Source organism: Microbacterium sp. JZ37, assembly GCF_035188445.1.
Lineage (GTDB): Bacteria > Actinomycetota > Actinomycetes > Actinomycetales > Microbacteriaceae > Microbacterium > Microbacterium barkeri.
Window position 1 is genome coordinate 2,862,196 of record NZ_CP045253.1, and the last position, 24,846, is coordinate 2,887,041.

General features: G+C 71.0%; 21 protein-coding genes. 5 read left to right on the top strand and 16 right to left on the bottom strand.

The annotated features are described in order from the left end of the window. Position 1: 1 nt before the first annotated feature. From GC092_RS13280 to GC092_RS13330, 11 genes are all read right to left on the bottom strand, one after another. On the bottom strand, positions 2-991 hold the full coding sequence (locus tag GC092_RS13280) for an ABC transporter permease (RefSeq protein WP_324012499.1): 990 nt from the start codon (positions 989-991) through the stop codon (positions 2-4). Positions 992-1,031: 40 nt separating this feature from the next. Further along, entirely contained in the window at positions 1,032-2,735 is a 1,704-nt protein-coding gene (locus GC092_RS13285) for an ABC transporter substrate-binding protein (RefSeq protein WP_324012501.1), read from the bottom strand. Positions 2,736-2,935: 200 nt separating this feature from the next. Next, positions 2,936-5,374 (bottom strand): glycoside hydrolase family 2 protein, encoded by a 2,439-nt coding sequence (locus GC092_RS13290; RefSeq protein WP_324012502.1) that lies wholly within the window; start codon positions 5,372-5,374, stop codon positions 2,936-2,938. Between the two features lie 106 nt (positions 5,375-5,480). Further along, entirely contained in the window at positions 5,481-6,128 is a 648-nt protein-coding gene (locus GC092_RS13295) for a VOC family protein (protein ID WP_324012503.1), read from the bottom strand. Then, positions 6,125-6,748 carry an alkylhydroperoxidase domain protein gene (locus GC092_RS13300; protein ID WP_271173137.1) on the bottom strand — a complete coding sequence of 208 codons (624 nt, stop codon included), beginning with the start codon at positions 6,746-6,748 and terminating at the stop codon, positions 6,125-6,127. The genes GC092_RS13295 and GC092_RS13300 overlap by 4 nt, the downstream gene beginning before the upstream one ends. Further along, the gene (locus GC092_RS13305; RefSeq protein ID WP_271173138.1) at positions 6,745-7,347 is read right to left on the bottom strand and encodes a CMD domain protein; all 603 of its coding nucleotides are present in this window, start codon (positions 7,345-7,347) and stop codon (positions 6,745-6,747) included. Before GC092_RS13305 ends, GC092_RS13300 begins: the two co-directional genes overlap by 4 nt. Beyond that, on the bottom strand, positions 7,344-8,411 hold the full coding sequence (locus tag GC092_RS13310) for a putative FMN-dependent luciferase-like monooxygenase (protein WP_324012505.1): 1,068 nt from the start codon (positions 8,409-8,411) through the stop codon (positions 7,344-7,346). Before GC092_RS13310 ends, GC092_RS13305 begins: the two co-directional genes overlap by 4 nt. Further along, positions 8,408-10,057 (bottom strand): dipeptide ABC transporter ATP-binding protein, encoded by a 1,650-nt coding sequence (locus tag GC092_RS13315; RefSeq protein WP_324012507.1) that lies wholly within the window; start codon positions 10,055-10,057, stop codon positions 8,408-8,410. Before GC092_RS13315 ends, GC092_RS13310 begins: the two co-directional genes overlap by 4 nt. Next, positions 10,054-10,893, bottom strand: a complete 840-nt coding sequence (locus tag GC092_RS13320) for an ABC transporter permease (RefSeq protein WP_271173141.1) — start codon at positions 10,891-10,893, stop codon at positions 10,054-10,056. The genes GC092_RS13315 and GC092_RS13320 overlap by 4 nt, the downstream gene beginning before the upstream one ends. Then, entirely contained in the window at positions 10,890-11,852 is a 963-nt protein-coding gene (locus tag GC092_RS13325) for an ABC transporter permease (RefSeq protein ID WP_271173230.1), read from the bottom strand. Before GC092_RS13325 ends, GC092_RS13320 begins: the two co-directional genes overlap by 4 nt. A gap of 7 nt (positions 11,853-11,859) precedes the next feature. Further along, on the bottom strand, positions 11,860-13,509 hold the full coding sequence (locus GC092_RS13330) for a TIGR04028 family ABC transporter substrate-binding protein (protein WP_324012508.1): 1,650 nt from the start codon (positions 13,507-13,509) through the stop codon (positions 11,860-11,862). 178 nt (positions 13,510-13,687) lie between these two features. Here GC092_RS13330 and radA point away from each other — a divergent pair, with 178 nt between their 5' ends. Continuing rightward, the gene (radA, locus tag GC092_RS13335; protein WP_271173143.1) at positions 13,688-15,046 is read left to right on the top strand and encodes a DNA repair protein RadA; all 1,359 of its coding nucleotides are present in this window, start codon (positions 13,688-13,690) and stop codon (positions 15,044-15,046) included. Positions 15,047-15,068: 22 nt separating this feature from the next. Here radA and GC092_RS13340 read toward each other — a convergent pair whose 3' ends face one another. From GC092_RS13340 to GC092_RS13355, 4 genes are all read right to left on the bottom strand, one after another. Further along, positions 15,069-15,482, bottom strand: coding sequence for an SseB family protein (locus GC092_RS13340; RefSeq protein WP_324012509.1), 414 nt, complete (start codon positions 15,480-15,482; stop codon positions 15,069-15,071). A gap of 251 nt (positions 15,483-15,733) precedes the next feature. After that, the gene (locus GC092_RS13345; protein ID WP_324012510.1) at positions 15,734-16,387 is read right to left on the bottom strand and encodes a hypothetical protein; all 654 of its coding nucleotides are present in this window, start codon (positions 16,385-16,387) and stop codon (positions 15,734-15,736) included. 12 nt (positions 16,388-16,399) lie between these two features. Continuing rightward, positions 16,400-16,903 (bottom strand): amino-acid N-acetyltransferase, encoded by a 504-nt coding sequence (locus GC092_RS13350; protein ID WP_271173146.1) that lies wholly within the window; start codon positions 16,901-16,903, stop codon positions 16,400-16,402. A 97-nt stretch (positions 16,904-17,000) separates the two neighbouring features. Next, the gene (locus GC092_RS13355; protein WP_271173147.1) at positions 17,001-19,526 is read right to left on the bottom strand and encodes an ATP-dependent Clp protease ATP-binding subunit; all 2,526 of its coding nucleotides are present in this window, start codon (positions 19,524-19,526) and stop codon (positions 17,001-17,003) included. Between the two features lie 362 nt (positions 19,527-19,888). On the opposite strand from GC092_RS13355, the gene GC092_RS13360 reads away from it, so the two are divergent. The 4 genes from GC092_RS13360 (at position 19,889) to GC092_RS13375 (ending at position 22,981) form a co-directional block, all read left to right on the top strand. Next, positions 19,889-20,506 (top strand): hypothetical protein, encoded by a 618-nt coding sequence (locus tag GC092_RS13360; protein ID WP_324012515.1) that lies wholly within the window; start codon positions 19,889-19,891, stop codon positions 20,504-20,506. Beyond that, a complete protein-coding gene (locus GC092_RS13365) occupies positions 20,506-21,126 on the top strand; it encodes a hypothetical protein (protein ID WP_324012516.1) in 621 nt (206 codons plus the stop codon). Before GC092_RS13360 ends, GC092_RS13365 begins: the two co-directional genes overlap by 1 nt. After that, positions 21,123-21,356, top strand: a complete 234-nt coding sequence (locus tag GC092_RS13370; protein ID WP_282979007.1) for a helix-turn-helix domain-containing protein — start codon at positions 21,123-21,125, stop codon at positions 21,354-21,356. Before GC092_RS13365 ends, GC092_RS13370 begins: the two co-directional genes overlap by 4 nt. Positions 21,357-21,586: 230 nt before the next feature. Next, positions 21,587-22,981: a dicarboxylate/amino acid:cation symporter gene (locus GC092_RS13375; RefSeq protein ID WP_324012517.1), complete on the top strand. Its 1,395-nt coding sequence runs from the start codon at positions 21,587-21,589 to the stop codon at positions 22,979-22,981. 70 nt (positions 22,982-23,051) lie between these two features. Here GC092_RS13375 and GC092_RS13380 read toward each other — a convergent pair whose 3' ends face one another. Continuing rightward, positions 23,052-24,824 (bottom strand): cation:proton antiporter, encoded by a 1,773-nt coding sequence (locus GC092_RS13380; protein ID WP_324012518.1) that lies wholly within the window; start codon positions 24,822-24,824, stop codon positions 23,052-23,054. Between the last annotated feature and the right edge of the window lie 22 nt (positions 24,825-24,846).

Here is a 24,846-nt window from a genome sequence, read left to right on the forward strand (position 1 = left end):
GTCAGCTCCGGGCCCGCGTGCGGGGGTCGATGAGGCCGTAGAAGAGGTCCACGACGAGGTTCGCGCCGAGCACCGCGAGGGTGATGAAGAGGAACAGCCCCTGCATGAGCGCGTAGTCGTTGTTCGTGACCGCCGACAGGAGCTTCGATCCGATCCCGGGGTACGAGAACACCTGCTCGGTGACGACGGACCCGCCGACGACGAACCCGAGCGAGATCGCGAAGCCCGCGATCGACGGCAGCACGGCGTTGCGCGCCGCGTAGCTGCGCAGGATGCGCGACGCCGGCAGGCCCTTCGCGTGGGCGGTGAGGATGTAGTCCTCCGAGAGGGTCGAGACCATCATGTTGCGCATGCCCAGCAGCCATCCGCCCAGCGAGGCGATGACGATCGTCAGCGCCGGCAGGAAGCCGTAGTAGACGGCGGAGCCGATGAACTCGGCGCTCCACCCCGGGTTGAGCGCCACGTCGTACCCGCCCTGCGAGGGGAACATCCCGAGCAGGGTCGCGAAGAAGTAGACGAGGATGAGCGCGAGCCAGAAGTAGGGCACCGCGGCCAGCAGGGTGGTCGCCGGCACGAGGGAGTCGAGCCACGTGCCGGGCTTCCACCCGACGAGGGCGCCGAGGCCGACGCCGATGACGAACGAGAGCACCGTCGCGATGCCGATGAGGGCGATCGTCCACGGCAGGGACTGCCCGATGACCTCCGTGACCGGCGCCGGGAAGTAGGTCACCGACAGGCCGAGGTCGCCGCGCAGCACGTTCACGAGGTAGCTCCCGTACTGCACGATGAGCGGCTCCGACGTGTTGCCGCCGAGGAGGAGCTCGTAGGCCGCCCGGGTCTCCGCCGTCACCGTGCCGCCGCGCTGCTGGAGCTTGGCGAGCAGGATGTCGACGGGGTTGCCCGGGAGCAGCCTCGGGATGAGGAAGTTGAGCGTCAGCGCCGCCCACAGGGCGACGAGGTAGAAGCCCAGCTTGCGCAGGAAATAGCTCATGAGGTCGCGCCTCCCGTCTCGAACTCCTCCTCGGCCACGGTCACTTGCCCGTCGGCTCGAGGGCCTTGAAGACCTCGGCGTTGTCGGGCGATGCCCACACGGCCGGGAACGCGTACAGGTCGTCCTCGGTCGGCCATCCGCTGAACTTCTCGACGTTGTACTCGCTCGTCGTGCCGCCGGTCAGGATCGGGATGTAGGGCATGTCCTCGACGATCGCCGCCTGGATGACGTCGAACTGCTCCTGCCGCGTCGCGGTGTCGTCCGGGTTCGTGCGCTTGAGGACCGCGAGCGCCTCGTCGACGGCCGGGTCGCTGAAGCGCGCCACGTTGACGGGAGCCGCCTGGCCGACCTCGGCGGTGTTCGCCGACGAGAGGAAGTTGTTGTACAGGTAGTACGGGTCGCTCACCGCGCCCTGGCCGAGCGAGTCGATCGCGAGCTGGTACGTGCCCTTGCTCTTCTTGTCGGTCCACTCGTTCCACGAGGACTGCGAGGCCGAGAGGCCGATGCCGGCCGCCTTCAGCTGCTGCGACATCGTGTCGATCGCCGTGATGTAGTCGGTCCAGCCCGTCACGACCTCGACGGTGAGCTCGAGCTTGACGCCGTCCTTCGCGTAGATGCCGTCCGAGCCCTTCTCGTAGCCCGCGCCGGTGAGGATCTCGTCGACCTTGTCGAGGTCGGCCTTCGCGGGCGCGACCTTCTCGTCGATCTCCGCCGAGATGAACTGCTCCTGCGCGGGCAGCAGGGCGAACGTCGGCGACATCTCGCTCGCCGTGCCCTGGAACGCGAGGGCGTTGAGCTGGTCGCGGTCCATGGCGTAGTAGATGGCCTGACGGACGGCCGGGTCGGTCTGGGGGCCCTCGCAGCCGAGGTCGGCGTTCGAGCACGACAGGAGCGCCATCTGGTTCATGGGCACCGTGATCGCCTCGTAGCCGGGGTAGTTCTCCGACACGTTCTCGATGTCGGGCACGGGGCCCGTCTGCCAGTCGATCGTGCCCGCGGCGAGCGCGTCGGCGCCGGCCGTGTTGCCCGACAGCGACAGGTAGCGGACGTTCTTCACGGCGGGAGCGCCGCCCCAGTAGTCCTCGTTGGCCGAGAGCGTGAACGCCTGCGGCTTGAACTCGCCGAGGACGTACGGCCCCGTGCCGACCGGCTCGGCCATGACGTCGGTCGTGGGGTCGACGTCGCCCCACAGGTGCTCGGGCACGATGAAGGTCTTGCCGAGCAACTCCGGGCCGGTGACGAACGCGGGCTCGGGGAAGGCGATCGAGACGTGCGTCGCGTCGACCTTGGTGACCTCGCCGTTGAAGCCGCCCGTGTTGAGCGCCGGGTTGTCGCGGATGAGCTCGAAGGTGAAGACGACGTCGTCGGCGTCGAACGCCTCGCCGTCGGTCCAGGTCACGCCGTCGCGGAGGGTGATGTCGAGCTGCGTGCCGTCCTCGTTCCAGGCGTACTCGGTCGCGAGCAGCGGCACGTAGTCGTTCGTGTTCGCGTTGGTGACGAAGAACAGGGATTCGTAGATCGTGCCGAGGCCGCCGATCTTCGAGGGCGAGAACGGGTTGAAGTTGATCTGGTAGTCGCCGGACTGGCCGGTGTAGGCGACGAGGGTGTCGGCGGAGCCGGAGCCGCCGTTGGAGCCCGAGGCGCCGCCCGAGGGCGCGCAGGCGGTGAGGGCGAGGCCGAGGGCGGCGGCCCCTGCGGCGAGCGCCAGGGAGGCGCGGCGTCCGCGTGCTGTGCGAAGAAACATCGTTGTCCTTTCCTCACGCCGCGGCGGAGGCCGTCGGCGTCGACGAGCCCTGGAGACCAGGGTTCCGGGAGGCGGGCTCCCGTTGCGACCATTGTTACGCACTGAAACGAACTCGGTCAAGGGCGTTTCGTAACGAATGGAACAAAGAGCCCGCCCACGCCGCAGAGCTGCGGCGTGGGCGGGCGAGGGATGGCGCGGTGTCAGGCCCTGAGGTCTCCCGCGTGCCGGAGGACGAGCGGAGCGGTGAACGCCGAAGGGTCGACGTCCTCGGGCGCTCCGGTCACGGTGAACACGTGCTCCTCGCCGGGGAGCAGGCTCACGAGCCCTGTGTCGACGGCGGCATCGCGGTGGCCGCGATCGGCCAGGAGGAAGACGTCGCGCACGTACGAGCGCGCCGTCACGCGCACCCGCACCGCGCCATCCGCCCGCTCGGCGCGCACCTCGAGCGGCGCGCGATCGAGCGACTGCTCGACCACCTCGGCGAAGTCGTGCAGCGCGCGCCCGAAGCCGGGCGCATCGACGACGAGCACCTCGCCGGTCGGGTCGTCCGCTGCCGCGACCTCGGCCGGCAGGGCGACCGTGGCGGCACCGCGCGCCTCGACCTCGGCGGCGATGACCGCCTCGGCCCGCACGGTGCCGTCGAACGCGAGCCGGCGCACGACGAGGTCGCCGCTCCACGCCTCGTCGGCGTCGTTGAGGAGCACCGCCGCGAGCCCGTCTTCAGCCGGCTGGATCGTGGCGAACCGCGGCGCGTAGACGGCCTTGAGCGCGTACCAGAGCGGCTTGCGCCGCTCGGCGAAGTCGACGGCGGCCCACGAGATGACGGGCCAGTCGTCGTTCAGCTGCCACACGATCGTCCCGGTGTTGTACGGCGCGAGCGACCGGAAGTACGAGATGCCGAATCGCAGCGCGGCCGCCTGGTTCAGCTGCGTCGCCCAGTGCCAGTCGTCGATCGTCTTCGGGGCCGGCAGGTGCGGCCCGTACCCGCGCTCGAGGTTGATGTTGCCCTGCCACGCCTTCTGGTGCACGAGCATCTGCTCCCCCTGGGGGTCGAGCGGCGCGTCGTGCACGACATCGGTCAGGGTCGTCCACGCGGGCGGCCCCTGGAACCCGAACTCGGCGACGAAGCGCGGCTTCCACTCGCGGTATGCGGCGTAGTCCTTGGTGTTCCACACGTCCCAGATGTGCACGGTGCCGTACTGGTCGAGGTTCGGACTGAGGTACGACGAGAACGAGTACGGGCTGCCCGCGGAGTAGAAGCGCGTCGGGTCGAGCTCCGCGAGGAGCGCGGGGAACATCCGGCGGTAGTACGCCTCGCCCCACGTGAGTCCGCCGAGCTTCGAGCGCCACCCCCAGTCGGCGTAGGCGACGATGTTCTCGTTGTTGCCGTTCCAGACGACGAGCGACGGATGGGGCGAGAGGCGCGTGATGGCCTCGCGCGCCTCGGCCTCGATCTCGCGCGAGAGCCACTCCTCCTCGGCGTACGCGGCGCACGCGAGGAGGAAGTCCTGCCAGACGAGCACGCCCTGCTCGTCGCAGAGGTCGTAGAAGTCGTCGGACTCGTAGATCCCGCCGCCCCACACGCGCAGGAGGTTCATGTTGGCCTCGGTGGCGTCGGCGATGCGGCGCGCGTACCGGTCCCGGTCGATCTCGGTGAGGAACGCGTGATCGGGGATCCAGTTCGCGCCGCGGACGTGGATGAGCCGGCCGTTCACGTGGAGGGCGAACGGGCTGCCGTCCTCATCGGGAGCGATGTCGACGTGCACGGTGCGGAAGCCGACCCGCCCCTGCCACGCGTCGACATCCGCGAGGCGCACGGCGACGTCGTAGAGCGGCTGCGCGCCGTGGCCGCGGGGCCACCACAGGTCGGCGTCGGGCACCTCGACGCGGACGCGTGCGGAGCTCTCCCCCGGCGCGACCTCGACCTGCTCGACGCGGTCGGCGATCTCGACCTCGACCCGCAGCGGGCCGCGGCGGAGACCGTCGGCCCGCTCGATCGCGACGTGGGCCTCGAGCACGCCGGTCGTGCCCTCGACGTCGACGAGCGGGCGCACGGACGCGATGCGCGCGGTCGACCACGTCTCGATCCGGATCGGCTTCCAGATGCCCGACGCCGCGACGTCGATGCCCCAGTCCCACCCGAAGCTGCTGCCCATCTTGCGCAGCGCGTTGTAGGGATGGTGGTTCACGTGCGGGCGCGCCCCGTGCCGCTCCGAGCGCTCGTGCGCGGCGGGCACGGGCGCGTCGAAGTCGATGCGGAGCGCGTTCTCGCCCTCGACGAGCGCGGCGCCGATGTCGAAGCGGTAGCTGCGGTGCTGGTTCTCGGTGCGGCCGATCTCGACGCCGTTGAGCGTGATCGTCGCGAGCGTGTCGAGCCCCTCGGCGACGAGGTCGCGGCGCTCCGAGCCGTCCTCATGCCACCGGAACGTCGTCTCGAAGCGCCAGTCGACATCGCCGATCCACTGCTGCGTCGTCTCGTTGTCGCCGTCGAACGGCTCGTCGATGAGACCCGCGCGCAGCAGATCGAGGTGCACCGACCCCGGAACGGTCGCGGGGATGGCCCGGCCGGCGACGCCCTCGGGCGCGGGGCCGGAGAGGGCGGTCACGGTCCAGGATTCGGACAGCGGGATGACGGTCATGCGGCTCCTTCGCCTCGGGCGCCCACTCGGCGGAGCGCTGTACTTAGTTCCATAGTCTTACAAACTATGGCGCACAACGCGAGAGGGAAACCCGGCGGACGACCCGCTACAGAACGACCACGCGCCCGTCGTCGCGGCGCAGCGTGAGGCGGTAGCCGGCGGGAGCGCCCTCCGCGACCTCCGCGACGCCGTCGCCCAGGCCGAGGGCGTCGAGCTCACGGCGGAGGGGCGCGGGGTCGGGTTCCACGCGGACGAGCGAGACGAGCTCGATCGCGGGGATGGCCGACAGTCCGGGCTGCGCGGTCGCGCCCCAGTCGATGAGGAACGGCACGTCCAGCCGGACGTCCTCGCCCCGCGTGAGGCGCCATTCGAGGAGCTCCCCGTCGGGTGTGCGCCGCGACAGCGGCTCGATCGGGCCCGGGTCGTACCCCCGCCCGCGCGCCGCGGCCACCGTCGCGTCGAGGTCGTCGGGGTGCACGGCGTACGTCTGCACGCTCGGCGCGGTGAGGCCCGCGATGCCGAACTTCGTCGGGAGCGCGGCGTCCTTCCGATCGGGGTCGGGGCCGATGAGCTCGATGTACTGCGGGCCGCGCTCTCCGGCGACCGTGAGGGCGACGAGCGCGTTCGCGGTGCCCGTGGGATGCACGCCGCCGGGCGCGGCGCTCACCCCGGTCTCCTGCGCGAACCACCGCACGAGCGCGTCGAGATCGGGTCCTGCGATCACGACGTGGTCGAGGAGCCGCGGGATGCTCATGCGCCGCCGCGACGTCGGGCCGGCACCTCGGGCTCGCCGAGCGACAGCATGAGCCGGTTCGCCCAGTTGAAGAACGCGGCGCCGTTGATCACGTCGACGATCTCGGCGTCGTCGAGGCCGGCCTCGCGGAGGCGGGCGACGTCGTCGCCGTCGAACGCGAGCGGCGTCTCGGCGAGCGCGACCGACGACGCGACGATCGCGTTCCAGGTGTCGTCGCCGAGATCGGCGCCGACACCCTCGTCGAGGAGGCGCTGCACGTCGTCCTCCCGGCCCGACTCGCGCGTCGCCGCTGCCGCGTGCACGTGCGCGCAGAACACGCAGCCGTTGTGCCGCGATGTGGCCGCCGCCGCGAGCTCGCGCTCGGCTCGGCCGACGCCGCTCGAGACGTTGAAGAAGATGTCGAGGTCGGTCAGCGTGCGGGCCCTGAGCGCCTCGGGATCGCGCGCGAGCAGCCGGAAGTACGGCATCTTCGCGCGCGCCGGCTCGATGAGCGCCTCGCGCTGCGCGTCGGTCAGCTCGTCCTCGGCGACGGGCAGGAGCCACGGCACCCAGCCGAGGCCCTGCTGCGTGAACGCCTCGGGGCGGGCGAGGTCGGGGTACGCGGTGACGAGCTCGCTCATGCGACGCTCCCTTCTGCGGGGTGGGCGGCCAGGACGCGCAGGCCCCAGGCCGCGCGGAGCTGGAAGGACAGGAAGGCGACGAGCTGCGAGAGCGTGACGATGTCGTCTGCGCTCCAGCCCGCGTCGACGAGCGCCTGGAGCGCCTCCGGCCGCGCCTCGCGCGGGCGGAAGACGAGCAGGTGCGCGTGCGTGAGCGCGGCGGCGAGCCGCTCGCCGAGTGCTCCGGCGTCGGCCGTCCAGACGAGCCCCTCGCGGCTCTCGCCCGCGAGACCGGGCTCGCGGTAGACCCCGTACGGACCCGTCGTCGCGCCGCTCGCGGCGGCCGCGTCGACCGGCGCGACGAGCTCGGGCGCCTCGTCGCCGAGCACATCGGCGTAGAAGTCGGTCGCGGCGTCGAAGCCGTGCAGGCGGGCGACGAAGGCGGCGACCGCGTACCGCTCCGAGAGCGGGAACGTGCCGGGGTCGGCCGGCTCGAGGAGCGCCTCGAAGCTGCGCTGCGCGTTCTCGCGCGCCTGGGGGCGCTGGTCTCGGATGGCCGACAGCGCGCTGCCCGGGGCGACGCCCGCGAGCAGATCGATGATGTCCGCGTTCTGGCTCATGAGGCTCCTTCGGTTGCGGGGACGAGCGGATGGTGCGCGGTGCGCAGCGACGACGCCGCGTCGGCGCCGGTCGCGTACCCGAGCCGCGGGGCGACCTCGGTCGCCAGGAGCTCGAGGGAGCGGAGCGTGAGCTCGTGGGGCGCCGCGACCGAGTGCACCTGGAACGACACATCGGTCGCGGCGGAGATCGCCTCGTCGGCCGCGAGCGTCGCGACGACCTCGTCGACCGTGCCGATGTGGGTGTCGGTGATGCGCACGAGCTCGTCGATCCCGAGCCGGCCGGCGTCGAGGCCGAACATGGTCTCGGCGAGCCGGCGCAGGCCATCCTGCGCGAGCTCGAGCACGCGCGTGCGGTTCTCGGGGTCGACGACGACCGCCGTGCGCGACGCGAGGACGCGCGCGGGCGCGCCGTCGGGAAGCGCGTGTCGGTACGCCTCGATGATCGGCAGCTGCACCGTGTGCAGGGGCGCGTCGGCCGCTCCCTCGGTGCGCGGCTGCGTGCGCGAGAGCATGAGTCCGTCGCCGCGCTCGCCGGCACGGCGCCCTCCGTCGACCGAGAACGTCGCCTGCCACAGGCGCCGCGCGAGATCGCCGCCGTCGGGGTACATGCGCGACGCGGTGCCGCGGATGCCGCGCCCCTCGAGCGCATCGAGGAAGACCGCGAAGTGGTCGGCGAAGATCTCGCGACGGCGCGCCGCATCCTGCCCGAACGCGGCGAACGACGACGGAGTGCCGCCCGAGGCGACGCCGAGCTGCACGCGCCCGTCGCTCAGGCGGTCGAGCACGGCCGCGTCCTCGGCGGCGCGCACCGGGTCGTCGATCGGCAGGGTGAGGACGGCCGTGCCGAGGCCGATGCGCGTCGTGCGCTCGGCCGCCGCCGCGAGGAGAACGAACGGCGAGGGGAGCCCGCCCTCGTGCTCGCCGAAGTGGTGCTGCGCGATCCACGCCGACGCGAAGCCGGACTCCTCGGCCTGCGCGATCTGCTCGAGCGCGAACCGGTAGCGGTCCGCGGCCGGTGCCTCCTCGAGAAGGCGCGAGAAGAATCCCAGACGCGGTCCGGTCATCGTGCTCCCTCCTGCGCGTGCCCGTCGGCCTCGCGGAACGTCGTCCCGGGGATCGCGGCGAGCAGCTGCCGTGTGTACGGGTCCTGCGGGTCGTCGAACACCTGCTGGGCCGTGCCGTGCTCGACCTGCCGGCCACGCTGCAGCACCGACACGGTGTCGGCGATCTGCCGCACGACAGCGAGGTCGTGCGAGATGAAGACGTAGGTGAGCCCGAGCTCGCTCTGCAGGCGCGCGAGCAGGCGCAGGATCTGCGCCTGCACGGTCACGTCGAGCGCCGAGACGGCCTCGTCGAGCACGACGAGCTCCGGCTCGAGGATGAGCGCCCTGGCGATCGCGATGCGCTGCCGCTGCCCGCCCGAGAGCTCGCGCGGCCGGCGGCGTCCGATCTCCGGCGCGAGCGAGACGAGCTCGAGGTGGTGCGCGACGCGGTCCGCGCGCTCCGCCCGGTCGCCCAGGCCGAAGTTCTCGAGCGGCTCGGCGAGGATGCTCGCGATCGTCTGGCGCGGATCGAGCGAGCCGTACGGGTTCTGGTAGACGAGCTGGGTCGTGCGGCGGAATTCCCGCGCCGACCGCAGCGCGGTCACATCGACGTCGCCCACGCGGATGGACCCCGCGGTCGGGCGGTTGAAGCCGGCGATGCTGCGCCCCGTGGTCGTCTTGCCCGACCCGGACTCGCCGACGAGCGCGTGCGTCGTCCCCTTCGGGATCGCGAACGACACGTCGTCGACGGCGACGAGCGGCGCCCGCCCCGCCCCGCGGGCGAACTCCTGGCGGAGACCGGTCACCTCGACGAGCGGACGCGCTCCGGGGTCGACCGCGGGCGGCGTGCGCTCGACGACCTGAGCGAGCGACGGCGCGTCGGCGAGCAGCGTGCGCGTGTACGGCGACTGCGGCGCCGTGAGCACGGCCGCCGACGGCCCCTCCTCCTGCACCTCTCCCCCGCGCATGACGACGATGTCGTCGGAGCGGTCGGCCGCGACGGCGAGGTCGTGCGTGATGAAGAGGATGCCCGTTCCGCTCTCCTCGCGGAGGCGGTCGAGGAGGTCGAGGACGGTGCGCTGGACGGTCACGTCGAGCGCGCTCGTCGGCTCGTCGGCGATCACGAGCTCGGGCTCGAGCGCGAGCGCGGCGGCGATGAGCACGCGCTGGCGCATCCCGCCCGACAGCTCGTGCGGGTACTGGCGCGCACGCGTCTCGGGGTCGTCGATGTCGACGCGCTCGAGCAGGTCGAGCACGCGCGCCTCGATCTTGCGACGATCGCGCCAGCCGTGGATCCGCAGCGCCTCGCCGACGCTGGCGCCGATCGTCGCGACGGGGTTGAGCGAGTTGCCCGGGTCCTGCGGGATGAGCCCGATGCAGCGGCCGCGGAGATGGCGCCACCGGCGCTCGCTCAGCCCGACGAGCTCGGTGGGGCCCTCCGACCGCTCGGCGAGGCGGATGCTCCCGCGCGAGACGTGCCCGTTCGAGGCGAGCAGGCCGATCACCGACTGGGCGACGGTCGTCTTGCCCGAGCCCGACTCGCCGACGAGGGCCGTGACCTTGCCGGCCTCGACATCGAACGAGACGCCGCGAACGGCGTCGACCGGGCCGTGCGCCGTGCGGTACTGCACGGCGAGGTCGCGGATGGACAGCAGCGGTTCCGTCATGCCGGCTCGCCTCCTCGGATGGCCTGGCTCAGCCGGTTCGTCGCGAGCACGACCGCGACGACGACGGCGCCGGGCAGGACGGTCAGCCACCACGCGGTCGCGACGTAGTCGCGGCCCTCTGCGATGAGGAGGCCCCATTCGGGCGTGGGCGGCGGGGCGCCGTACCCGAGGAAGCCGAGGGTCGAGATCTGCAGGATGGCCGAGCCGAGCTGGAGCGCGGCGAGGGCGATCACGGGCGTGAGCGAGTTGGGCAGGATGTGCCGCCACAGCACGCTGAGGAAGGTCCCGCCCGAGCCGTACGCGGCCTCGACGAACTCGCTCACGCGCACGCTCACGACCTCCGACCGCGCGAGGCGCGCGAACACGGCGATCGAGGTCACGCCGACGGCGATCGCGGCGTTCGTCGTGCCGAAGCCGAGCAGGATGACGACGCTCAGCGAGAGCAGGAGCGCGGGGATGGCGAGCAGCACGTCGACGATGCGCATGAGCACCTCGTCGACGACGCCGCCGGTCGCGCCGGCGGTGACGCCGAGGGCGGTGCCGACGACGAGGCCGACGAGCACCGCGATGAGCGCGCCGCTGATCGACTGGGAGGCGCCGTGCACGACGCGCGCGAAGACATCCCGCCCCGTCGCGTCGGTGCCGAACCAGTGCGCGGCGCTCGGCGCCTGCAGCGACGGCGCGACGGTGTCGGTCGGGCTGATGCCCGTGAAGAGGCCGGGCGCGATCGCCCAGGCGAGCGCGACGACGAGGACGACGACGGGGATGATGAAGCCGGGGCGCGCGAGCGACCGGCCGAGGCCGCGGCGCGCGCGGCCGGGGGCGATGGCGGTCATCGGACGGCTCCCTTCCGCGCGGGGCGCGCCGACGCGCGCGTGCGCAGCCGCGCATCGAGCACGGGGTACAGCAGGTCGACGACGAGGTTGATCACGACGAACGTGACCGTCGAGATGACGACGACCGCGAGGAGGACGGGGGTGTCGCGGTTCGCGACGGCCTGCGCCGTGATCTGGCCGATGCCGTTGCGGGCGAACACGGTCTCGGTGACGACCGCGCCGCCGACGAGCTCGCCGAACAGCAGGCCCGCCATCGTGAGGGTCGGCAGGAGCGCGTTGCGGGCGACGTTGCGCCAGAGCAGCCACGACGTGCTCGCCCCGCGAGCGCGGACCACCGCCACGAACGGGCGCTCGCGCACCTCGTCGATGCTGCGCATGAGCACCTGCGCGAGGGGCGCGGCGATCGGGATGGCGAGGGTCGCGACAGGCAGGATGAGCGACTGGACGGGGTCGGCGCCGATCGCGGGGATGAGCCGGAGCTGGAACGAGAAGATCTGGATGAGGATGATGCCCACCCAGAAGACCGGCAGCGAGACGAAGAACGGCGGGATCGAGCGGAACGCGCGACGCAGCCACCGCCATCCGCCGTACGTCGCCGTGAACGCGATCGTGACGGCGAGGAAGATCGCCGCGCCGAGCCCGAGCACCGCGAGGGTCAGCGTCGCGGGCAGGTTCACGGCGATGAGGTCGGACACGGCGGCGCCGCTCTGCACCGAGAAGCCGAAGTCGCCGCGGAGGAAGCCCGCGGCCGACTCGAGGTAGCGCACGACGAGCGGGCGGTCCACGCCGTACGCGGCGCGGATCTGCTCGAGCTGCTCGGGCGTGAGGCCGAGATCGGGGTTGCCGTACCGGGCGAGCACGGCGTCGCCGGGCAGGGCCGCGAGGAGCACGTACGCCGCCGTGTAGGCGAGCACGAGCACCAGCAGCGCCTGCCCGGCGCGTCGCAGGACGTAGGTCAGCAAGGGACTACTTGCTGAGCCACGTGTCGTAGAACAGCGGACGCCCGACCGACTCGGTGCGGAAGCCCTGCACGGCGTCGACGTAGCCGAACACCTGCGGCTCCTCGAAGATCGGCAGGATGTAGGCCTGCTCGGCCATCCGTTGCTGCGCCGCGGCCGACGCCTCGGCGCGACCCTCCTCGGTGGGGCTCGAGGCGATCTCCTGCAGGAGCGCGTCGAGCTCCTCGTCGCCGACCGAGCCGTCGGGGTAGCCGTTCAGCAGCGTGTTGCGGTTGCCCGAGTGGTACTGCGACTTCAGGACGTCGAAGTCGGCGCGGCCGACCATCGAGTGGTACACCTGCAGCGTGCCGACCTCGCCGCGAGCGGCGTCCTGCGCTGCCTGGTCGCCCGGCAGGAGGTTCACCTCGACGCCGAGCTCGCCCAACTGCTGCTGGATGAGCGTGACGACCTCCTTCGAGCGCGGCTGCGGGAGCGCCTCGTTGAACGTGAGGCTGAGCTTCTCGCCGTCCTTCTCGCGGACGCCGTCGGAGCCGAGCTCCCAGCCCGCCTCGTCGAGCAGGTCGGCGGCCTTCTCGGGGTCGTACTCGTAGTACTCCGAGGTGTCGGTGTAGCCGAGCGCGGTCTCGGCGAGCGCGCCGGTCGCGAGCGGGTAGCTGTCCGTGAAGAGCGTCTCGACGATCTCCTCGCGGTCGATGCCCGCGATGAGCGCCTGGCGGACGCGGATGTCCTCGAGGAGCGGGTCGCGGAAGCGGAAGCTCAGGCCGTTGTTGACGCCGTTCGTCGCGGCGGCGTGCAGCGAGAGGCCGTCGGCGGCGAACTGCGGCTCGTCGGGCGCCTCGATCTGACGGGCGATGTGCGCCTGCTGAGCCGTCACGGTGCCGACGCGCACGCTGTCCTCGGGCACGACGAGGTAGTCGATGCCGTCGAGGTACGCGCGGCCCTGGTGCTCGAGCGACGGCGGCGCCCAGTCGTAGTCCTCGCGCGCCTCGAGCGAGATCTCGGTGCCGATCTCCTCGTCGGCGACGACGAAGGGGCCGCTGCCGATGATCTCGGTCGCGTTGCCCGGGCCGAACTCCTCGCCCGTGCGCTCGAGCGTCTCGTTCGAGAGCAGGCCCGAGTTGATCGTCGAGACCGCCTGCGCGAAGCCGGGCGAGGGCGCCGTGAAGTGGAACTTCACCGTGCGCTCGTCGACGACCTCTCCGCGGTCGTAGTTGTTGATGGCCTCCGACACGGTGAGGGCGCGGTCGGGGTCGCCCTTTCCGAAGAGGTCGATGTTGCGCACGACGTTCTCGGCGTCGAGCGGCGACCCGTCGGAGTACGTCACGCCCTCGCGCAGGGTGAAGGTGTACTCGGTCGCGTCCTCGTTGACCTCCCAGTCCTCCGCGATCCACGGCTCGAGCTCGAGCGTCTCGGGGTTCTGGTAGAGGAGGCGGTCGGTGATGTTGTTGATGATGCCGCCGTTGGGGTAGAAGCCTCCGGCCGGCGGGTAGAGGGTGAGCCACGTCTGCGGCTCGAGGTACGTGAGCGTGCCGCCCTGCTGGGGCTCGCCAGAGCCGGCGGACTCCGTGGGGGCCGTGCCGCCCGAGCAGCCGGCGAGAAGCGCTGCTGCCGTGACGACGGATGCCGCGGCGAGCGCGGCGCGGGGGAATCGGGACATGGGAGTCTCCTCGGGACAGGGCAAGGGCATCGGCTCGGGGGCCGATGGATCCAGTCCACCACAGGCGGAGCCGATGGGCGCTGACGCGCTTCATGCAGCGTAAAGTCTGTCGATCCGGTAGGGATTCCCGCACGCGCCGGTCGATCGGATGTCGGTGCCCCCTCGTACGCTGAGGAGCATGGTCTCGAAGCGCCCCGCCCCGCCCGCCTACGTCTGCAGCGAGTGCGGCTGGACGAGCCCCAAGTGGGTCGGGCGCTGCGGCGAGTGCCAGCAGTGGAACACCGTGTCCGAGGCGGCGGCGCCCGCCGACGCGGGCCGCCGCGTCGCGCCGATGATCCCCACCGCGTCCGCGCGTCCGATCACGTCGATCAGCACGGCCGAGACGCCGCGCCGCGCGAGCGGCGTCGGCGAGTTCGACCGTGTGCTCGGCGGCGGCATCGTGCCGGGCGCGGCCATCCTGCTCTCCGGCGAGCCCGGCGTCGGCAAGTCGACCCTGCTGCTCGAGGTCGCGGCGCAGTCGGCGCGCGAGGGGCGCCGCGTGCTCTACGTGAGTGCCGAGGAGTCGCCCGGGCAGGTGCGCCTGCGCGCCGAGCGGACCCGTGCGCTGCACGACGAGCTGTTCCTCGCGAGCGAGACCGATCTCGCGCGGATCCTCGGGCACATCGACGCGGTCCAGCCCGCACTCGTCATCATCGACTCGGTGCAGACGATCTCGTCGTCCCTGTCGGACGGCGCGGCGGGCATGCCGGGGCAGGTGCGCGAGGTCGCGTCGACGCTCATCCGCGTCGCGAAGGAGCGCGACCTCCCTGTCATCCTCGTCGGGCACGTCACGAAGGACGGCCAGGTCGCCGGCCCGCGCCTCCTCGAGCACCTCGTCGACGTCGTGTGCCACTTCGAGGGCGACCGGCAGACGAGCCTGCGGTTCATCCGCGCGCTCAAGAACCGCTTCGGCGCGGCCGACGAGGTCGGCTGCTTCGAGATGGCGGGCGACGGCATCGTCGAGGTGCCCGATCCCAGTGCGCTGTTCCTCTCGCAGGGCAGCCCCGAGCCCGGCACGTGCATCTCGATCGCCCTCGAGGGGCGGCGGGCGCTCCCCGTCGAGGTGCAGGCGCTCACCGTTCCGACGTCGGCGAACAACCCGCGCCGCGTCGTCCACGGCGTCGATCCGTCGCGCGTGGCGATGGTGCTCGCCGTGCTCGAGCGCCGCGCTGGCATCAAGACGAGCGAGCTCGACGTGTACGTGTCGACCGTCGGCGGTGTGAAGTTCACCGAGCCCGCCGCCGATCTCGCGATCGCGATCGCCGTGGCCGGATCGGTGCGGAACCATGCGATCGCCCGCAACGTGGCCGCCGTCGGCGAGCTCAGCCTCGCGGGCGACGTGCGTCCGGTCACGCAGGGCGCACAGCGACGTGCCGAGGCGGCGCGTCTCGGCTACACGCGCGTGGTCGACGACCGCTCGGGCAAGCTCACATCGGCGCTCAACGACATGCGGTCGCTGCACCTCGTCCCGCAGCACACGGGATTCGCCGACTTCTGATCAGGCGCGCCGCGCCACCCGCTCAGGCCTCGAGCGCCGCGAGCAGGTCGTCGGGGGTCGCCTGCATGGGGTGCGGGCCCGCGATGTCGAGGAACACCGACGTGATCGTGCGGCGGTGCTGCGTGAGGAACGCGCGCAGCCAGGCGGGCGAGTAGACGCCGACCGCGGGCGGCAGGTTCGCGGGCTTGTGCCGGGCATCGCTGAAGAGCAGCAGCGCGACCTGGCCCGTGCTGGCGTCGCGGTACGTCCACACCTCGCCGCCGTCGAGCGGGTCGTCCTTCGGCCCGGGCGAGAGCAGCGGCACGACGGTGTTGCCGTTGCGGAGGGCGAGGGCGACCGCCGCCATGTCCTGCTTCTCGAGAGCCTGCGCGAGCGCCTCGGAGCGGAACGCCGAGGGGTCGGCCGCGACGGACTTCTTGCGCTTCGAGGAGGCCATGCCCTCCACCCTACGGAGCCGCGCCGTGAGGAGGGAAAATGAGGGGCCCCTCGCCTCCGGGGTTCCGGGAGGTGAGGGGCTGATCCCTCCGATATTCGATGCCGCCGTGCTGGGGACACGATGTGCGGCGAGCTGCTGGGGACAGCTCTGGGATCATCTTCGGAGTCACGTACGACTTTACGCGGCGCGCTTCGTCCTGTATGTCCCCCTTTCGGGGGACACCGCGCCTCGGGCGTGTCCGCCGGAGACCGTCAGCGCAGCAGGAACTGGGTCGTCTGCTTCGACGTCACTCCGGCGATCTCGACCTCGAGGTGGTACGACGCGCCGCCGCCCGGAGCGGCCGGCCGCGCGTCGCTGTCGCACGTGTCGACGCTCGACCGCGTGCGGTCCCACACGACCGGCTCGGCGCTCGTCACGGTCTGGCCCGCGGCGAGCGTGACCTCCATGTCGCTCGGCTCGCTCTGGCAGTCGGTCGAGGTCCACCACGTGTCGGCGCCGCTCGTCACCGTGAAGCGCTGCGTGGTGGTGCCGACGTTGAGCACGCAGTCGACGTCGCCCGTGTTCGTGAGCTCGATCGAGAAGCGGGGCTGCTGGTCGGCCGCGTACTCGCCCTGGTCGGCGAGCCCGACGACCTCGAGCTTCGCGGGGTCGCACTCCCCCGGTGCCGCGGGCTCGGTCGGCGTGGGCGTCGACGTCGGCGTGGGCTCCTCGCTCGGCTCGGCCGCGGCGGGCGCCTCGGTCGTCGCCGCGGGGGCAGGGGTCGCCGCGGGGCCCGCGAAGAGCGCCTGCCATGGCTGCGCGATCGCGAGCCAGACGATCCCGCCGATCACGAGCACGGCCAGCAGCAGCACCATGAGACGACGCCGTCGGTAGACGGCCTTCGAGGGGCGGCGACGCTGGCTCACGGGTGCATCCTCTCAGAGGTGCTTGAGCATCCGGGTGTTGCCGAGCGTGTTCGGCTTCACGTGGGCGAGATCGAGGAACTCGGCGACGCCCTCGTCGGGGCTGCGCACGAGCTGCGAGTACACGTCGGGCGAGACGACCTGCTCGCCGATCGGCTCGAAGCCGCGCCGGCGGAAGAAGTCGACCTCGAAGGTCAGGCAGAACAGTCGCGTGAGGCCGAGGTCGCGCGCCTTGCGCTCGAGCCCGTCGACGATGGCGCGGCCGACGCCGTGGTGCAGCCATCCGTCCTCCACGAGGAGGGTGCGGATCTCGCCGAGATCCTCCCACATGACGTGAAGCGCACCGCAGCCGATGACCCGCCCGCTCGCGTCCTCCGCGACGAGGAACTCCTGCGTCGCCTCGTAGAGCACGACGAGGTCCTTGCCGAGCAGGATCCGCCGCATGACGTACGGCTCGAGCATCCGGTGCACCTGCTCCATGTCGGCCGCTCGCGCCGCGCGCACCGTGAACTCGGTCATCCTCCCACCCTAGGACGGCGCACCTCAGGCTCCGCTGAGCGCGCCGCGGGCACGCGAAAGGGGCGGAGCCCGAAGGCTCCGCCCCTGGCCGTCTCCGTCAGTCGCCGAGCGCCGCGAGGTCGGGCGTGGCCGAGATGTCGCCGCCCGTGTTCACGCCGACCGCGACCTTCTCGCCGCGGGGTGCGCTGTGGAACGTGAACTGGCCGTCGACGAGGTCGACCTTGATGTGGTGGCCCGACTCGAGCTGGCCGTTGAGCAGCTGCTCCGACAGCCGGTCCTCGACCTCGCGCTGCATGGCGCGACGCAGCGGACGGGCGCCGAGCGCCGGGTCGAAGCCGACCTCGATGAGACGCTCCTTGGCCGCCTGCGACAGCTCGATCGTCATGTCGCGGTCGAGCAGGCGCTCCGCCAGACGCTTCGTGAACAGGTCCACGATCTGGATGAGCTCGTCCTTCGACAGCTGCGGGAAGACGATGATGTCGTCGACGCGGTTGAGGAACTCGGGCTTGAAGTGGCGCTTGAGCTCCTCGTCGACCTTGCCCTTCATCCGCTCGTAGGTCGTCTGGGTGTTGCCCTCGACCTGGAAGCCGACCGGACCGCCCGCGATCGCCGACGAGCCGAGGTTCGTCGTCATGATGATCACGGTGTTCTTGAAGTCGACGACCCGGCCCTGGCCATCCGTCAGACGCCCCTCCTCCAGGATCTGGAGGAGCGAGTTGAAGATGTCGGGGTGCGCCTTCTCGATCTCGTCGAAGAGCACGACCGAGAACGGCTTGCGACGGACCTTCTCGGTGAGCTGGCCGCCCTCCTCGAAGCCGACGAACCCGGGAGGGGCGCCGAACAGACGCGAGACGGTGTGCTTCTCGCCGAACTCCGACATGTCGAGCGAGATGAGCGCACCCTCGTCGTCGAAGAGGAACTCCGCGAGCGCCTTCGCGAGCTCGGTCTTCCCGACGCCCGTGGGGCCGGCGAAGATGAACGAGCCCGAGGGGCGCTTCGGGTCCTTGAGGCCGGCGCGCTGACGGCGGATGGTCTTCGACAGCGCAGCGATCGCCTCCTCCTGGCCGATGACGCGCTGGTGCAGCGCCTTCTCCATGAAGACGAGGCGGCTGGTCTCCTCCTCGGTGAGCTTGAACACCGGGATGCCCGTGGCCTGGGCCAGCACCTCGGCGATCAGGCCCTCGTCGACGACCGCGTGCGCGGCGACGTCACCCGAGCGCCACTGCTTCTCGAGGCGCAAGCGCTCGCCCAGGAGCGCCTTCTCCTCGTCGCGCAGAGCGGCGGCCTTCTCGAAGTCCTGCTCCTCCGACGCGGCCTCCTTCGCCTCGCGGACCTTCGCGATCTTCTCGTCGAACTCGCGCAGAGCCGGCGGCGACGACAGGATCGACAGGCGCAGGCGGGCGCCGGCCTCGTCGATCAGGTCGATGGCCTTGTCCGGGAGGAAGCGGTCACTCACGTAGCGGTCCGCGAGGTTCGCGGCCGCGACGATCGCGCCATCCGTGATCTGCACCTTGTGGTGCGCCTCGTAGCGGTCGCGCAGGCCCTTGAGGATGTTGATCGCGTGCGGCAGCGAGGGCTCGGCGACCTGGATGGGCTGGAAGCGGCGCTCGAGGGCCGCGTCCTTCTCGAAGTGCTTGCGGTACTCGTCGAGCGTCGTGGCGCCGATCGTCTGCAGCTCGCCGCGAGCGAGGAGCGGCTTGAGGATCGAGGCCGCGTCGATCGCGCCCTCCGCGGCGCCCGCACCCACGAGGGTGTGGATCTCGTCGATGAAGACGATGATGTCGCCGCGCGTGCGGATCTCCTTGGTGACCTTCTTCAGGCGCTCCTCGAAGTCGCCGCGGTAGCGCGAGCCGGCGATGAGCGAGCCGAGGTCGAGCGAGTACAGCTGCTTGTCCTTGAGCGTCTCGGGCACATCGCCCTTGACGATCGCCTGCGCGAGGCCCTCGACGACGGCGGTCTTGCCGACGCCGGGCTCGCCGATGAGGACGGGGTTGTTCTTCGAGCGGCGCGACAGGATCTGCATGACGCGCTCGATCTCCTTCTCGCGCCCGATGACCGGGTCGAGCTTGTTCTCGCGCGCGGCCTGCGTGAGGTTGCGGCCGAACTGGTCGAGCACCTGCGAGCCGCCCTGTGCCGCCTGCTGCGACTCCTGCCCGCTCGGCGCGACGCCCACGGGCTCCTTGCCCTGGTAGCCGGAGAGCAGCTGGATGACCTGCTGGCGCACCTTGTTGAGGTCGGCGCCGAGCTTCACGAGCACCTGGGCCGCGACGCCCTCGCCCTCGCGGATGAGGCCGAGGAGGATGTGCTCGGTGCCGATGTAGTTGTGGCCGAGCTGCAGAGCCTCGCGCAGGGACAGCTCGAGCACCTTCTTGGCGCGCGGCGTGAACGGGATGTGCCCCGTCGGCTGCTGCTGCCCCTGGCCGATGATGTCCTGCACCTGCTCGCGCACAGCGTCGAGCGAGATGCCGAGCGATTCGAGCGCCTTGGCAGCGACGCCCTCACCCTCGTGGATGAGCCCGAGCAGGATGTGCTCGGTGCCGATGTAGTTGTGGTTGAGCATCTTCGCCTCTTCTTGGGCGAGGACGACCACACGACGGGCACGGTCGGTGAATCTCTCGAACATGTCACTCCTCAGGGCCGAGGCCAGGACGCGTCGATAAAGGACGGTCGACGCGTCGTGGTTCCACCGTAACGAGCGCCCGTCGCTCGAGGAGCCGTGTTCGCCCTGGGCATAGCGCCTTGACCAACCTCCCGGTCATTGAGCGAGGGAGCGAAGCGACCGAGACGAAATGCCCACTCCCGGGCATTGCGCCCGTGAGCGTCCCTCCTCTCCCGGTCATTGAGCGAGGGAGCGAAGCGACCGAGACGAAATGCCCCACCCCTCCCTCATCACAGAACGGTCACGATGACACCGCACCCCTGGCGCACCCCGCCCACCTTAACGACTATCGTTGTTATCGATTTTCGTTACGAGGGGAAGTCAGAATGCCGTCGAACTCGGATTCTCCGATCACGCGCGGAGACCGTCGGGCCATCTCGTTGGTCGCCTGGCTGAGCTTGGGTGCGCTCGCGCTCACGATCGTCTGGATGGTCTGGCAGCTTGTGAACGGCGTCTTCGCACGCGCCATCCCGGTGCACGTCCCGATCGCGGACGACGCGGTCTTCTTCGAGGACGGACTCAAGCAGGTGCCGTCTTCGATCTTCACGGAGGCTGAGGTCACGGTCGTCGGGGCCCCGTGGTCCGTGCGCGTCCCCCTCGCGCTCGGCGTCCTTCTCTCGGCGAGCTCCGCTCTGGCGATCTGCGTGCTCATCTTCATCCTCGGCCGGCGCTTCGCCTCCCACCGCCCGCTCTTGCCCGGAACCGCGACTGTCGCCCTCGTCGCCGCACTGCTGTCCTTCGCGGCGGCTCTGTTGACGCCGCTCCTGCGCGGCCTCGCGGCGGCAGCCGCGACCGAGGCACTCGGGCTCCACAACTTCGGCTTCGCGATCCTCATGTTCGAATTCCCCGCCGGCGCCCTGGTGACCCCGACGTTGTTGTTCCTCCTCGCTGCCGCGCTCACGATCGGCGCGCGGCTTCAGCGCGACACAGAAGGACTCGTGTGATGAGCGTCTCGACTTCCCGTCCTGAGCTCTTCCCCCAGAGCGATCGCTGGACGTTCCTCGGGATCATCGTCTTCGCCGTCATACTTGCGTGCGGCGTCATCGTGGACGCCGTGCTGCGGCTCTCGCGGATCATCCCGAACGCGGATGTGCCGGTCACCGTTCGACTTCCCGAAGAGGTGGCCACACTGCCGCTCGGTCCTGACGGCTCCGGCGTCGATGTCTCGGTGGACCGCGCGACCCTCTTCCTGAGCGGGCTTCCCCCAGCGCCGTACGCCGCGCTGATCGCAGAGGTGTCGATCCACGCACTGAGCCTGCTCGGCGCGCTCGCATGCGCGGCATTCGTCGTCCTCAATCTCGCGCGCGGCAGGGCCTTCACGCGCGACAACACGGTCCAGCTGGTGGTGATGGCGGGAGCCATCGGCCTCGACCTCGTCGCCGGGTCGTTCCTGCGCTCGTACATCACAGCCGCCGCCACCGAGCAGATCAGTGACGGTGCGTACGTCGCGGCCAACGAGCCGATGGACTTCCTGCAGCTGTTCCTCTTCTTCGGACTTGGTGCTGTCGCTCGCGCCTTCGCCGTCGGCGAGCGGCTTCAGCGCGACACGGAAGGCCTCGTGTGACGCCCGCCGCTGACGACGAGGAGACCGGCGTCCACTGCCGACTCGACGAACTCCTCGCCGAACGGGAGATGACGCTCACACGACTGAGCGAGATCGTCGGCGTGAGCATCGTCAATCTGTCGATCCTCAAGAACGACAAGGCTCGGGCCATCCGCTTCTCGACCCTCATCGCCATCTGCCAGGCGCTCGACTGCGAGATCGGGGATCTGCTCGTCCGCGCCGACCGCTGAGCGCGTCGCGAGGACGTGCCCTCAGTCGAGAGCGTCCGGGGCTCCGGGAAGCGCGAGTCGATAGTCACTCGCCGCAGCGCGGTCTGACCGTCGCGCCCCGCGCCATCCACCATCCCCGACACATGTCGTCACGTGACGACTTCCTGCGCCTCATCGGCCCTTCACCTATTCGGGCGGATTTAAAGTAGACCCTCGTGCCGGGTGGGAGATCCCCGCCGCCACAGGAGATCATGAGCAGCAGCAGCACCGCGTCGGCGCGCCCCGTCAAGGCGAAGCGCCCCTTCTACACCTCGTTCGGCTTCCAGATCATCGCCGCCCTCGTCGTCGGCATCGTGCTCGGCCTCGTTGGCCGCTCGATCGGCGCGAGCGCAGACGGCGAGCCGAACCCGCTCGCCGCGACCCTCGACACGATCGGCAGCTCGTACGTCACGATCCTGCGCACCGCCGTCGTGCCGCTCGTCTTCACGGCGATCGTCGCGAGCATCTCCAACCTGCGTCGCGTGCAGAACGCCGCGCGCCTCGCGGGCCAGACCATCCTCTGGTTCGCCATCACGGCCTTCATCGCCGTGGTCATCGGCATCGGCCTCGGCCTCCTCCTCCAGCCGGGCAACCGCGCGGGCGCGGGCCTGGAGACCTCCGAGCCATCGCGTGTCGGCTCGTGGTGGGACTTCCTCCTCGGCCTCATCCCGCAGAACTTCCTCGGTCTGAGCGTCTCGACCTACGCCGCCGAGGACGGCGCTCTCACCTCGAGCGTCAACTTCAACATCCTGCAGATCATCGTGGTCGCCGCTGTCGTCGGCGCCGCCGCGCTGCGCGCCGGCCGCAAGGCCGAGCCGTTCCTCGTCTTCACCGAGTCGCTTCTGAAGGTCATCCAGCGCGTCGTGTGGTGGATCATCCGCATCGCCCCGATCGGCACGCTCGGCCTCATCGGCAACGCGGTCATCGAGTACGGCTGGGAACGCCTGACGTCGCTCGCGTGGTTCGCCCTCGCGATCTACATCGGCCTCGCGCTCGTCCTCTTCGTCGTCTACCCGATCCTCGTGAAGACGCACGGCCTCTCGATCAAGCAGTTCTTCACGGGCGTGTGGCCTGCCGTCCAGCTCGGCTTCGTCAGCCGCTCGTCGATCGGCACCCTGCCGCTCACGCAGCGCGTCGCCGAGCGCAACTTCGGCGTCCCGCGCGAGTACGCATCGTTCGCGGTCCCGTTCGGCTCCACGACCAAGATGGATGGCTGCGCCGCGATCTACCCCGCGATCGCCGCGATCTTCGTCGCGCAGTTCTTCGACGTCCAGCTCACCCTGATCCAGTACCTGCTCATCGTCGTGGTCTCGGTGGTCGGATCCGCCGCGACCGCGGGCACGACCGGCGCGACCGTCATGCTCACGCTGACGCTCTCGACGCTCGGCCTGCCCCTCGAAGGCGTCGGCCTGCTGCTCGCGATCGACCCGATCCTCGACATGGGCCGCACGGCGGTCAACGTCGCCGGCCAGGCGCTCGTCCCCGCGATCGTCGCGAAGCGCGAAGGGATCCTCGACGAGGAGCTCTACGACGCCGAGCGCGCGGGCCTGCCGTTCATCGACGAGTCCGAGCGCGAAGACGCCGAGCCCGTCGGCGCCAAGGCCTGATCGCCTGATCTCCGCACGAAGGCGGCCATCCGATCGGATGGCCGCCTTCGTCGTCCTCCATGGTCGCGCGTCAGCGGGTCGGCGGGCGCAGGTTCCCGCGGGTGTCGAGCGCGAGCTCCTCGGCGTCCATGGCGGTGATCAGCTCGCGCATGACCTCCTCGCTGAGGTTGCCGCGATCGCGCTCCTCAAGCAGCACCTGGCGGCGCACCTCGAGCCACCCCTTCGACAGGTCGCGCACGCTCTCGTAACTGGGGCGCTTGAGGATCGGCGGCGCCCCCTCCGCGCGCTCGAGCGCCCGCTCGGCCTTGTCGGCGTTCTTCTCGACCCGCAGCAGCGACCGGGCGACCTTGTTGAACTTGTCGATCGAGTCCTCGCCGTACAGCTCCGCCCACTCCTGCTGCTTGACGCGCAGGTACTCGCGCCCGGCCTCGGCGCTGCGCCGGCGGATGGCCTCGAGCTGGCGGGCATCCGCGGCGCGCTCGGCGTCGGCGTTCACGCCGAGCGCCTTGATCAGCGGCGCGAGCGTGAGGCCCTGCAGCAGCAGCGTCCCGACCGTGACGACGAACGCGCACACGATGAGCACCTCGACGTTCCCGTGCGACATCCCGCCCTCGGTGAGGTCGGGCAGGGCCGCCGCCATCGCGAGCGTCACGACGCCGCGCATGCCGGCCCACGAGACGACCGCCCGCTCCTGCACCGACATCGGGGGCTCGATGATCCGCTGGCGGATGGTCTTCTCGGTCACGGGGCGACCGTGCCGCTCGAGGCGCTCGCGCTGCCGGCGGACCATCCGCGCCCGCGGACTGTCGGGGTTCGCGCGGAACTCCTCGGCCGCGTGCTTCCACCGCAGCAGGCGGAGCCGCTGCCACATCTGACCCCACGCATAGCTCGCGTACACGAACACCGGGCGCACGAGCAGGACCACGACGAGCACGGCGAGCGCGAGCACGATCGTCTGCACGCCCGAGACGCCGCCCAGCTCGCGCACGACGTCGGGCAGCTGGAGGCCGATGTACGCGAAGACGAAGCTCTCGAGGAGGAAGTCCATCGACGACCACAGAGGGCCATCCTGCTGCCGCGTGACATACCGCGTCTTCGGCGCGTTGAAGCCGACGTACAGCCCCATCGCGACGACCGCGAGGACGCCCGATCCGTGCAGCTGCTCGGCGACCGCGTAGGCGCCGAACGGCACGAGGAGGCCGACGGTCCCCGTCACGACCGGGTCGCTGATCCGCAGGCGCAGCTGGTGCAGCACGATGCCGAACACGAGGCCGACCGCGACGCCGACGACCACCGCGAGCGCGAACTCGACGACGCCATCCCACACCGTCACGGTCGCTCCCGCGACGATGGCCGCGAAGACGCGCACGAGCGTGAGCGACGTCGCGTCGTTGATGAGGCTCTCACCCGACATCACGGTCATCACGCGGCGAGGCAGCCCGAGCTTCCGGGCGATCGCGGCCGCCGACACGGCGTCGGGCGGCCCGACGATCGCGCCGAGCAGCAGCGCGCCGGCGATCGTGAGCTCGGGCATGATGAGCCACGCCACGAGACCGACGGCCGCGGCCGTCACGACGACGAGGCCGACGCCGAGACGGCGGATGTGCGGAAGCGATCGCTTGAAGCTCACGAACGACACCTCGAGCGCGGCCGAGTAGAGCAGCGGGGGCAGGGTGAGGTTGAGCAGCAGGTGACCGTCGATCTCGACCGTCGGCACGAACGGCAGCAGCGAGGCCGCGAGCGCGACCGCGGTCACGACCAGCGGCGCCGGCCATCCTCGCCATCGGGCGAAAGCCGCGACCGCGACGGAACAGACGAGAATCACGAACACCTCGACGCCCATACTCCCGAGGCTATCTCCCCGC

What these genes read in the sequence shown, in the direction of transcription:
- GC092_RS13280 (WP_324012499.1), bottom strand. Translation starts at nt 991, where the DNA reads ATGAGCTATTTCCTGCGCAAGCTGGGCTTCTACCTCGTCGCCCTGTGG.
- GC092_RS13285 (WP_324012501.1), bottom strand. Translation starts at nt 2,735, where the DNA reads ATGTTTCTTCGCACAGCACGCGGACGCCGCGCCTCCCTGGCGCTCGCC.
- GC092_RS13290 (WP_324012502.1), bottom strand. Translation starts at nt 5,374, where the DNA reads ATGACCGTCATCCCGCTGTCCGAATCCTGGACCGTGACCGCCCTCTCC.
- GC092_RS13295 (WP_324012503.1), bottom strand. Translation starts at nt 6,128, where the DNA reads ATGAGCATCCCGCGGCTCCTCGACCACGTCGTGATCGCAGGACCCGAT.
- GC092_RS13300 (WP_271173137.1), bottom strand. Translation starts at nt 6,748, where the DNA reads ATGAGCGAGCTCGTCACCGCGTACCCCGACCTCGCCCGCCCCGAGGCG.
- GC092_RS13305 (WP_271173138.1), bottom strand. Translation starts at nt 7,347, where the DNA reads ATGAGCCAGAACGCGGACATCATCGATCTGCTCGCGGGCGTCGCCCCG.
- GC092_RS13310 (WP_324012505.1), bottom strand. Translation starts at nt 8,411, where the DNA reads ATGACCGGACCGCGTCTGGGATTCTTCTCGCGCCTTCTCGAGGAGGCA.
- GC092_RS13315 (WP_324012507.1), bottom strand. Translation starts at nt 10,057, where the DNA reads ATGACGGAACCGCTGCTGTCCATCCGCGACCTCGCCGTGCAGTACCGC.
- GC092_RS13320 (WP_271173141.1), bottom strand. Translation starts at nt 10,893, where the DNA reads ATGACCGCCATCGCCCCCGGCCGCGCGCGCCGCGGCCTCGGCCGGTCG.
- GC092_RS13330 (WP_324012508.1), bottom strand. Translation starts at nt 13,509, where the DNA reads ATGTCCCGATTCCCCCGCGCCGCGCTCGCCGCGGCATCCGTCGTCACG.
- radA (WP_271173143.1), top strand. Translation starts at nt 13,688, where the DNA reads ATGGTCTCGAAGCGCCCCGCCCCGCCCGCCTACGTCTGCAGCGAGTGC.
- GC092_RS13340 (WP_324012509.1), bottom strand. Translation starts at nt 15,482, where the DNA reads ATGGCCTCCTCGAAGCGCAAGAAGTCCGTCGCGGCCGACCCCTCGGCG.
- GC092_RS13350 (WP_271173146.1), bottom strand. Translation starts at nt 16,903, where the DNA reads ATGACCGAGTTCACGGTGCGCGCGGCGCGAGCGGCCGACATGGAGCAG.
- GC092_RS13355 (WP_271173147.1), bottom strand. Translation starts at nt 19,526, where the DNA reads ATGTTCGAGAGATTCACCGACCGTGCCCGTCGTGTGGTCGTCCTCGCC.
- GC092_RS13360 (WP_324012515.1), top strand. Translation starts at nt 19,889, where the DNA reads ATGCCGTCGAACTCGGATTCTCCGATCACGCGCGGAGACCGTCGGGCC.
- GC092_RS13365 (WP_324012516.1), top strand. Translation starts at nt 20,506, where the DNA reads ATGAGCGTCTCGACTTCCCGTCCTGAGCTCTTCCCCCAGAGCGATCGC.
- GC092_RS13375 (WP_324012517.1), top strand. Translation starts at nt 21,587, where the DNA reads ATGAGCAGCAGCAGCACCGCGTCGGCGCGCCCCGTCAAGGCGAAGCGC.
- GC092_RS13380 (WP_324012518.1), bottom strand. Translation starts at nt 24,824, where the DNA reads ATGGGCGTCGAGGTGTTCGTGATTCTCGTCTGTTCCGTCGCGGTCGCG.